Origin of the sequence: Sphaerisporangium rufum (assembly GCF_016863395.1) — a bacterium.
Lineage (GTDB): Bacteria > Actinomycetota > Actinomycetes > Streptosporangiales > Streptosporangiaceae > Sphaerisporangium > Sphaerisporangium rufum.
The window spans coordinates 181351-190556 of record NZ_BOOU01000058.1 but is presented as its reverse complement, the minus strand read 5'-3'; the positions used below and the strand labels follow the sequence as shown (position 1 = coordinate 190556).

General features: G+C 69.3%; 9 protein-coding genes. 4 read left to right on the top strand and 5 right to left on the bottom strand.

The window, feature by feature from the left end; genetic code table 11:
* Positions 1-171, bottom strand: a 171-nt coding sequence (locus Sru01_RS22240; RefSeq protein WP_203989529.1) for an ATP-binding cassette domain-containing protein, incomplete at its 3' end; no start/stop codon positions are given.
* Positions 161-685 (bottom strand): PadR family transcriptional regulator, encoded by a 525-nt coding sequence (locus tag Sru01_RS22235; RefSeq protein ID WP_203989501.1) that lies wholly within the window; start codon positions 683-685, stop codon positions 161-163. The genes Sru01_RS22235 and Sru01_RS22240, both read right to left, overlap by 11 nt.
* A 98-nt stretch (positions 686-783) precedes the next feature.
* Between Sru01_RS22235 and Sru01_RS22230 the strand changes: the two genes are divergently transcribed.
* The 4 genes from Sru01_RS22230 to Sru01_RS22215 all read left to right on the top strand — a co-directional run bounded on the left by Sru01_RS22230 (position 784) and on the right by Sru01_RS22215 (position 5754).
* Positions 784-1332 carry an FHA domain-containing protein gene (locus tag Sru01_RS22230; protein WP_203989499.1) on the top strand — a complete coding sequence of 183 codons (549 nt, stop codon included), beginning with the start codon at positions 784-786 and terminating at the stop codon, positions 1330-1332.
* 221 nt (positions 1333-1553) lie between these two features.
* Complete coding sequence (gene dacB, locus Sru01_RS22225; RefSeq protein WP_239137645.1) at positions 1554-3101, top strand: D-alanyl-D-alanine carboxypeptidase/D-alanyl-D-alanine endopeptidase; 1548 nt, start codon at positions 1554-1556, stop codon at positions 3099-3101.
* A 238-nt stretch (positions 3102-3339) separates the two neighbouring features.
* A complete protein-coding gene (locus Sru01_RS22220; RefSeq protein ID WP_203989498.1) occupies positions 3340-4806 on the top strand; it encodes an AAA family ATPase in 1467 nt (488 codons plus the stop codon).
* 375 nt (positions 4807-5181) lie between these two features.
* Positions 5182-5754, top strand: a complete 573-nt coding sequence (locus Sru01_RS22215) for a DUF6506 family protein (RefSeq protein WP_203989497.1) — start codon at positions 5182-5184, stop codon at positions 5752-5754.
* Between the two features lie 462 nt (positions 5755-6216).
* Here Sru01_RS22215 and Sru01_RS22210 read toward each other — a convergent pair whose 3' ends face one another.
* The 3 genes from Sru01_RS22210 to Sru01_RS22200 form a co-directional block, all read right to left on the bottom strand.
* Entirely contained in the window at positions 6217-6621 is a 405-nt protein-coding gene (locus tag Sru01_RS22210) for a hypothetical protein (RefSeq protein ID WP_203989496.1), read from the bottom strand.
* Between the two features lie 399 nt (positions 6622-7020).
* Positions 7021-7422, bottom strand: a complete 402-nt coding sequence (locus tag Sru01_RS22205; protein WP_203989495.1) for an ATP-binding protein — start codon at positions 7420-7422, stop codon at positions 7021-7023.
* 431 nt (positions 7423-7853) lie between these two features.
* Positions 7854-9104 (bottom strand): helix-turn-helix domain-containing protein, encoded by a 1251-nt coding sequence (locus Sru01_RS22200; protein ID WP_203989494.1) that lies wholly within the window; start codon positions 9102-9104, stop codon positions 7854-7856.
* Between the last annotated feature and the right edge of the window lie 102 nt (positions 9105-9206).

The window sequence follows — 9206 nt, the reverse complement described above, 5'->3', positions numbered from 1 at the left end:
ACCGGCCACGTTCAACAACGTGGACTTGCCGGAACCGGACGGACCCATCACCGCCACCAGCTCTCGCGCCGCCACCGCCAGGCTCACCTCCGCCAAAGCGGTCACCGCGTTCGGCCCCGACCCATGCACCCGGGACACCCCGGAAAGCCGCACCACCGGTTCAGTCGTCATCTTTCGTCTCCTGGGAAGTGCCGAGGACCGCCTCGCAGTGGTCGAGCCAGCGCTGCTCGGCCTCGGCCTGGAAGATCATCGAATCGAGCACCAGCCGCTGCGCCGTCCCGGCGATCACGCGCTTGGCCCGGGTCAGCTCCTGCAGGCTGCGCATGGTGGCGGTGCGCTGCACCTGCACGACGCCCGGCACGTCTACGCCGGGGGTGGTGACCGCCATGGCGAGCTTGATCACCAGCTCGTCGCGGGGTCGGTCGCCGCGGTGGATCGGCGTGGCGAACCACCGTTCCAGCTCCGCCCGGCCGGTGCCGGTGATCTCGTAGACCACCCGGCCCTGGTCGTCCGGCTCGCCCGGCGCGACCGCGCCGTCACGCTCCATGCGGGAGAGCGTCGTGTAGACCTGGCCGATGTTCAGCGCCCAGGTCGCCCCCGTCGACGCCTCGAATTCCGCGCGCAACTGGTAGCCGTACCGCGGCCCTCTGGTCAGCAGAGCCAGCAGTCCGTATCTGATGGACATGGATACTCAGTATGCATACTCGGTATGCTCCAAGCAATCGATCTCCGAGATCCCCCATATTCTGGACACTTCGTGGGCGGCAGCCTGATACTCGGGACATGAGCTCGACGCACCCGCCTGTGCGCGCGTCCGACGGTGACCGCGATCGCGCGATCAACGAGCTCCGCGAGCGCGCCGTGGAGGGACAGATCTCCCACGACACGTTTCTCGGCCGGGTCGACCAGGCGCTGCGCGCCCGCAACCGCGGCGAGCTGACCGAACTGGTCTCCGACCTGCCGCCGCCCGGCAAGTGGCGGCGGCGGCTCACCGACGCCGTCGCGTCGATCTCCGACCTGACCACCCGGGTGGAGAGCGCCTGGCGCCGGCCGCGGCTGCCCCGGCTGGCCCTCCCCGGCGACCAGCGCGTCCGCTACGTCGTCGGCCGCGGGTCGGAGTGCGACCTGGTGCTCACCGACCTGACGGTGTCGCGGGTGCACGCCGAGCTACGGCGGGACGCCGGGGCGGAGGACTGGCTGCTGGCGGACCTCGGGTCGCTGAACGGCACCCGGCTGAACGGCTGGCGCCTGGTCGGCCCGGCCCGGGTGCGCGCGGGCGACGAGATCTCCTTCGGCGACTGCGCCTTCCTCCTCACCGTCCCGGCCCACTGAACCTCGCCTAGGCCGGCGCGCCCTCGGGCCGTCCGGGAACGTGACACCCCGCCGGGCTCGGCGAGCCGGCGAGTTCCGTCCGGCGGGCGACCGCCGCCACCAAAGTGGCAACATACGCAGATTTCCGGATTGCCGGGTACGGCGCGGATCACGATGATCTCAAGGGTGTGCACCCCCCGGGCCGGCCGCCGAGCGGGCCCGTTCACCCTCATGGAGGACCCGTGCGGATCCCCGGACGAGCGACCGCGGCCCTGGCCGCGGCGCTCCTCACCGTCTCCCTCAGCTGGGCGCCGAGCGCCGGCGCCGACGACCCCGCGCCCGGCGTCACCGACCTGGTACAGGACCTGGACGCCATTCTCGGTGCCTCCTGGCTGACCCCGGCCCGCGCCGGGGTGGTCGTCCGCGACGCGCGGACCGGCGAGCAGCTCTACGCCCAGGACCCCGGGAAGGTCTTCCTGCCGGCCTCCAACACCAAGCTGCTCACCTCGGCCGCCGCCCTCGACACCCTCGGCACCGGCTACCGGTTCACCACCAGCGTGCTCGGCTCCGGCCGGCGCGCCGGGTCGGCGCTGGCCGGCGACCTGTACCTGAAGGGCACCGGCGACCCCACCATGCTCGCCGCCGACTACGACGCGCTGGCCGCCAAGGTCGCCGCGTCCGGCGTCAAGCTGGTCACCGGCCGGCTGGTCGCCGACGACACCTGGTTCGACGACGTGCGGCTCGGCACCGACTGGGCCCAGGACGACGAGCCGTACTACTACGCGGCCCAGATCTCCGCGCTCACCGCCGCGCCGGACACCGACTACGACGCCGGCTCGGTGATCGTCTCGGTGGCCCCCGGCGGCACGGCCGGCGCGGCCGCGAAGGTCACCACCCGGCCGGCGACGCACCACGTCACCATCGAGAACCGCGCCACCACCGGCACCGCGACCGACGTCACGGTGACCCGGGTGCACGGCACGAACCGCATCGTGGTCACCGGCACGGTCGCCGAGACCTACGAGGAGTGGATCGCCGTCGACGACCCCACCGGCTACGCGGCGTCGCTGTTCCGGGACGCGCTGGCGAAGCACGGCGTCCGGGTACTCGGCCGCACCGCGCGGGGCGCCACCCCGGCCGGGGCCAGCCAGCTCGCCGACCGCGCCTCGATGCCGCTGTCGGAGCTGCTGGTGCCGTTCATGAAGCTCAGCAACAACATGCACGCCGAGATCCTCACCAAGGCGATGGGCCGCAAGGTCTCCGGCCAGGGCACCTGGGACGCGGGGCTGGCGGTCACCACCGCGTTCGCCAAGGCCAACGGCCTGGCCACGGTGCGGCTGCGCGACGGCTCGGGTCTGTCCCGGCTGGACGGGTTCACCCCGGGCGAGCTGACCGCCTACCTGATCGCGCTGCGGGCCAAGCCGTGGTTCACCACCTGGTACGACGCGCTGCCGATCGCCGGCGAGGCCGACCGCTTCACCGGCGGCACGCTGCGCAGCCGGATGCGCGGCACCGCCGCCGCGGGCAACGTGCACGCCAAGACCGGCTCGCTGACCAGCGTGTCCGGCCTGTCGGGCTACGTGACCAGCGCCGACGGTGAACCGCTGGTGTTCTCCGTGCTGACCAACAACCACCTGACCGGCAGCCCGCGCACCATCGAGGACGCCATCGCGGTGCGGCTCGCCCAGTTCAAGCGGGACACCCCGGTGAACGTCGCCCAGCTCCGCACGGCCGCCCCGCCGCAGGACCAGGACCTCGAATGCTCCTGGCTCAAGCCCGCCCCCTGCTGACCCCGCCCCTCCCCGGGCGGCAGGTATCCCACCCGCACCCGGGGAGGGCATCCCACCGGTCACGCGACCGAAACCGCGCGGTTCCGATCCGATCGAGCGGACGAACGCGTCGCAGTCTGAGGGCGACACCCACCGAACCATGACCTGTAGGTTCGGCGCGACAGATTTGATGGCTGCAACTATCATAGTTGCAGCCATCATTTCTGGCGCCATCATCAGGAGAGAGTGGACGCGCCCCTTGCAAAAGCCGAAGCGTCTGTACGGCCGGGACCTCGAATGGGAGCATCTCGCCGACTTCGTCGCGTCCTCCGCGCCCGGCGCGACCCTCGGGCTCGTCTATGGTCGACGCCGGCAGGGTAAGACGTTGATGCTCGAACTGCTGGCCCAGCAGACCGGCGGCTTCTTCTTCGGCGCGACACAGCAGACCGAGGCGCAGAACCTCGCCGACCTCGGCGCGGCCTACGCCGCCCAGCGCGGCCTGCGCCAGCCCGTCGTGTTCACCGGCTGGCGCGAGGCACTGGACGAACTGCTCCGGCTCGGCGAGAGCCAGGCCACCCCCCTCATCATCGATGAGTTCCCCTACCTGGTCTCGGCCACCCCGGCTCTGCCGTCCTACCTCCAGCAGGCGCTCAACCCGCTCGGGTACGCCAAGGAGCACACCCGCACCCGGCTCATCCTCTGCGGCAGCGCGCTGACCACGATGGCGCAGCTCCTCGCCGGTGGTGCGCCGCTGCGCGGGCGGGCGGTCATGGAGCTGGTCGTGCGCCCGTTCCGCTTCCGGGAGGCCGCCGCCTTCTGGGGTGCCGATCATGACCCGGAGCTCGCGTTCCGGCTGCACGCCCTGCTGGGCGGCACTCCTGCCTACCTGGAGATGAGCGGTGGTTCCGGCCCCGCCGACCTCGCCGGGTTCGACCACTGGGTGCGGCGACGCCTGCTGAACCCCGCCTCCGCGATGTTCCGCGAAGGCGCCCTGCTGCTCCGCGAGGAGCCGTCGATCAGCGACCCGACCTCGTACGCGGCCACGCTCAGCGCGATCAGCGCCGGGAACCACCGGCGCTCGGAGATCGCCGCGGCCCTAGGCCGTCCCAGCGGCGCGCTGGCCCACCTGCTGAGCGGCCTGCAGGACATCGGGCTGGTCGAGCAGCTCGACGACGCGCTGCGCGGCAAGCGCAGCGTCTTCCGCGTCGCCGAGCCGGTCGTGCGGCTGCACCAGCTCCTCATCCAGCGCCACGAGGCCCAGCTGATCGCCGGGCACGCCGACCGGGTCTGGCGGACCAACGCCGACACCGTCGCCGCGCGGATCTACGGCCCGCACTTCGAGGACCTCGCCCGGCAGTGGTGCTTCGAGCACGCCGATCCCGAGACGCTCGGCGGCACCGCCGGCGCGGTCCGCCCGACCGAGCTTCCCTGCCGCGAACACCGCCAGGGCCACGAGCTGGACGTCGTCGTCACCGAGGTCACCTCGTTCGCCGCCGACCGGATCACCGCGATCGGCGAGGTCAAGAGCACCGTCGCCCCGATCGGCACCGCCGAGCTGGAGCGCCTTGAACACCTACGCGGCCTGCTGCCCAGTGCCAAGATCGGCGCGCTGCCGAAGCTCCTGCTGTTCTCCCGCTCCGGCTTCACCGCCGACCTGACCCGCCTCGCCACCACCCGCCACGACGTCGAACTCATCCCCCTAGCCCGCCTCTACACCGGATCGTGAACCACACCCGGGCTCCATTGGCCGGCGCGGGTCACTTCCCCGGTTTCCGCTGCGCCTCGTGGCAGGGCTCAGCACACCGTCCCGACCGGGTACCGGGCAGCGCCCGATCGAGGGTTCCCCATGGGTGATCGCGTTGGCGTGCACCTCGCCGACCGCCAGGACGCCACCCGTCCCGGTCGAACTCAGCCTCCCGGCCGCTACTACCGGCCGGTCCGGCCGTGGCGGAATCCTCCGGCCGGGCAGAAACCACCGTCGGTTCCGGACTCGTCGGCCCCCGCGGCGGTGCTCTGGGGCTTCCGCGGCCGGGGTTGACCTCAACCTAACTTCAACTAGCAGGCTGGTCGTCGGCGCGAACACGCAGAAGGGAGCACGGCCATGCCTGAGAACCGGGTGATCGTCTACGAGGAGGCCGACGCCGACCAGCGGATCGATGTGATGGCGGTCCAGACCGCTCGCGGCCGCACCCGCGTGCGGGCCGTGGCCGAGGCCGCCCAGATGGTGGGCCTGGTGGCGAGCCTGGTGGCCGAAGGCGTGGATCAGGTCGAGTTGTGCGGCGGGTTCGGCGCCGTGTGGCACGCCGAGGCACGCCGGGCCACGGGCGGGAAGGCGGCTGTGGGGGCCATCTACTACGGCTTCGAGTCGTTGACCTCGGTGGCCTCGTACAAGGAACGTTTCGAGGCGGGCGAGCCGCTGTCGGAGGCGTTCATCGTCGTGCACGGCGGAGCCGATCCCGAGGCCGACCGCGTGGTGCACGAGAAGGAGGGCGGCGGCCGGACCATCTTCGTCGCGGTGCCGGACGTGAACACCGCCGCCGAGATGGCCGCGAAGCCGGCCGGGGAGTCGCAGCTGATCGAGCTGTACGGCACCGAAGGGCCCGATGAGGCCGAGCCGGTCATCAGAGCCGTGGACGCGAAGGTGCCCGTAGGGGTCAGCGGCTACCGGCGCTGAGCCGGTTCCCCACTTGACCGTCCGGCAGGACGCCACTGCGGCGCGCAGCAGCCTGCGGACGGCGGTCACTGGCTGAACTGCGATGGTGCGCAATGAGTGGGGGCCAGGCCGCTCCGGCCGTTCATCATCGAGATCGAGTTCTAGCGCGCCCGCGAACGCGTCGCCCATAACACTAAAACCGGCTTACCGGCATAACCGCTACCATACATCGCATGCCTTTATAGAACGACAATACGTCTCGGCCGGCCGCGGAACACTCATGGAGCCTCAAAATCGCTATCCCGCGCGAAGCAGGTAAACAATCCACGCCAACCCTCAGACAGCATCTTTGGCCATCCGAAGTGACAGGCCTCTATCGAGGCGGGTGGGTGTTCGGCATTCCGTCGCGCCTGGCAGCCGGCCGCAAAGACACCGGGCGGCCGTAGCGACCGCCCGGTGTGTGTTCACCCGCTCACCTCGAGATCACCAGTACTGCGTGGGGCTCCTGACCTCATAGTGCAGAGCCCCGGTGTTGGTGTACACCCGCACCCGAGCATAGGCCGATCCATTCGAGGGGGGAAGCGTGGCTATGTTGTTGCTGATGGGTCCGTACCGCCCCGTCCGGGTGAGGTCGTACGACTGGGAGGTCGCCGTTAAGCCGTTCTTGATGATCGCCAGGACGGCCGTAGACATGCTCGCGTCCGGCCTCTTGTTCTGGTAGAAGTCGGCGTACAGGAAATTACCCGACAGGCTGATGCACGGGTCGGTATTGGGGTGGTCGTAGCAACCCCCGCCCGAAGCCGCGTTGGCCGGCGTGGCGGTCACACCGAAAAGTCCGAAGGTCATCGCGGCTGCGGCGACCATGGTCTTCGTGGTCTTCGTGAACATCCGTTTCCTCCTCTTCCGCGTGGCACGAGTTGTGCCACCAAGGGGCCCCGCCGATATTCCAGCAGCCATCCGAGCCAGAGAGGTTGATCATGAGCGTCCACACTTTGCCGCTGCGCGCCAAATATGATTCACCGGTTAAGTCCGGATTGGCCGGCGGCGCTCACCACCCGCCGATCACTCCGGGCAGCGGTAGAGCACCTCGGGATCGTCGTCATCGAGGCCGTGCACCATGCCCTCCGGTCGTCGACCGAGCCCCTCAAGCAACCGCTGCATGGCGAGATCGGACAGGTTCGTCGAGGTGAAACAGCTCAGCGGTGCGGCAGGACGCCACCGCGGCGCCGACCGGCCCGTGCCGCTTCACCTTGTTCCCGTGGTTCCGCTGCGCCTTAGAAGCAGGGCTCAGCACACCGTCCCGGCCGGTAGCCGCCACCGCGCCCAGACGGCCTTGCCTGCCGCACCGGGGAATGGGGTGACTCCCGTCCGGTGGGCCAGGGCCGCGACGATGACCAGCCCGCGCCCGTGGACGGCGTCGACACCGAGATCGAGATGACGGGGCCGCTCGGCGCCGTGGTCGGTGACCTGGACGCACAGTTCGGCGCCTTCGACGGCAATGGCCAGCCGGACCGGGGGCTCCCCATAGGTGATCGCGTTCGCGAGCAATTCGCCGACCGCCAGGACGACGTCATCCGCGAGAGCTCGTAGCCCCCAGCAGAGGAGGGTCTCGTTCACCATGCCGCGTGCCTTGGCGACGATCGCCGCGTCCGGCGGCAGGTCCCAGCAGACCGAACGTGTACCGCCCATCGTCTCCGCATGCCGACTCCTCTTGGTGACTGTGCACCTGATGGAAGGGAACGTGCCGCCGCGCCGGCCCGCTCGGCCTCGCGCATGAGAGCCCGAAGTTCGTCGGCCGCACCGGCCTGCAGGATCAGCGGTTCTGCCATGGCCGTGATGGCAAAGGCATAGAAACGCCGCGCGCCGACGCCATACCAGACGACCCAGTCGGGCTCCATCTGGTCCAGTTGCCGCCCGGCGGCTCGTTGGGCGACATCCCAGCGTCGCGGGGATACTTGGCTCATCGGCGCACCGCGCCGGTGCCGACCACGCTTTCGTATCGGGTCAACGGATTCGTGCGGTTCACCACCGAGGCCGATGACCGGCAGGGCATCGTGAAGCATGCCGCGACCGTAGAAGTCGATCAGGGTTCTGAACCCAAGCGACAGTTGGGTCTCGCGCTAACCGATGATTCGCGTCCGAACTGCCAGATCGAGCAGTGAAGGTGCGGGGCGTCTCCGCTCCGACAGCATCTCCCTGATCATCTGTCGGGCGATCGGACTGAAGACGACGGTCTCTGCGGAGTGGACTTCCGAATGCCGGAGCGCAGCCATCGCCGCATCGTCATCATGGCGGCGCAGATATCCACGGGCGACGTCGAGCAGATGCTGAGCACGTCGATTGGAGGAAGGGATGGCGGAGACATCGACGGCGTTCGCCCGATCGATCGCCGCTGCGGATCGTCCAGTCTCGACGTCGATGGCCACGGCGTAGATCCCGACGTTCGGCTCGCCGAACATGGTGAGCGGATCGTGATGAAGAGGGCCGAGACGGGCGGCGGCGCCGCATGCGAGGTCCCAGTGCCGCCATGCATCGGCGACTCGCCCGTTCTTCGCACTCGCGATCGCGATGAACAGTTGGAGAGATCCCCATGCTGACAGCGCCGCTGCGGAACGCTCACGGTGTGGCGCCAGGTGACGGACGGCGTTGATGGCGATATCGAGTGCTTCGTCGATCTCGTCTCGGCCGAGGGCCGCCATGGTCGACGTCCAGGCCGCGATGGCGATCGAAATGGGATCACCGGTCTCTTCCGCCGACACCATCGCGCGATCCGCCGCTCTGGCTGCGATCTCGGTCTCACCTACGCAGTACATGAAGCGCTGGGTGAGTTGAAATACATCCGCCAGCAGCGACCACGTGCGAATCCGTTCGGACGGTCGGGCCGTCTTATGCAAGGAAAGAGCATCCCGCACCAGACCAGGAGCCACCACTCCCAATGCGGTGTATGGACGTGTCGATCCGTGCCAGGTCGACCAAGCAGACGCGAGCCGACTCTGAACCTTGTCGATCTCAAGGGCGACGTTGTCCACCTCGTAGGGCTGACACAGCGGGGTCGACATGGCGCGTCGGATCTCCGGGACCGCCTTGTGCTGGATCCCGCCAGTGCGGGTCACCGTACACGTCGACCCATGAAGCCGATCTTCCACGATGAGGCCGATGTCTCGCACGCCGAGAACCTCTGCCAGGGTCACCAGCGTGGACAGCTTGTCCAGACGTTGCTGACCGCGTTCCACCTGGCGCAGCCACTCCTCGGTACGGCCGCACAACTCGGCGCAGGCACGAAGACCAAGGCCACGGCGCAGCCGCAGCGTTCGAACCCGGCTACCGATACGCCGGTCGATCTCAGCGTCTTCCTTGTGGGTGGTCTCCACGGCAAGCCCCCTGAACCCGGACGTATGGTTCCTTGCAGGATGCATTCACCCTTGAGATATGGAACATAACCGAGTGTAGTCACATGTATGTCGGGAGGCGTT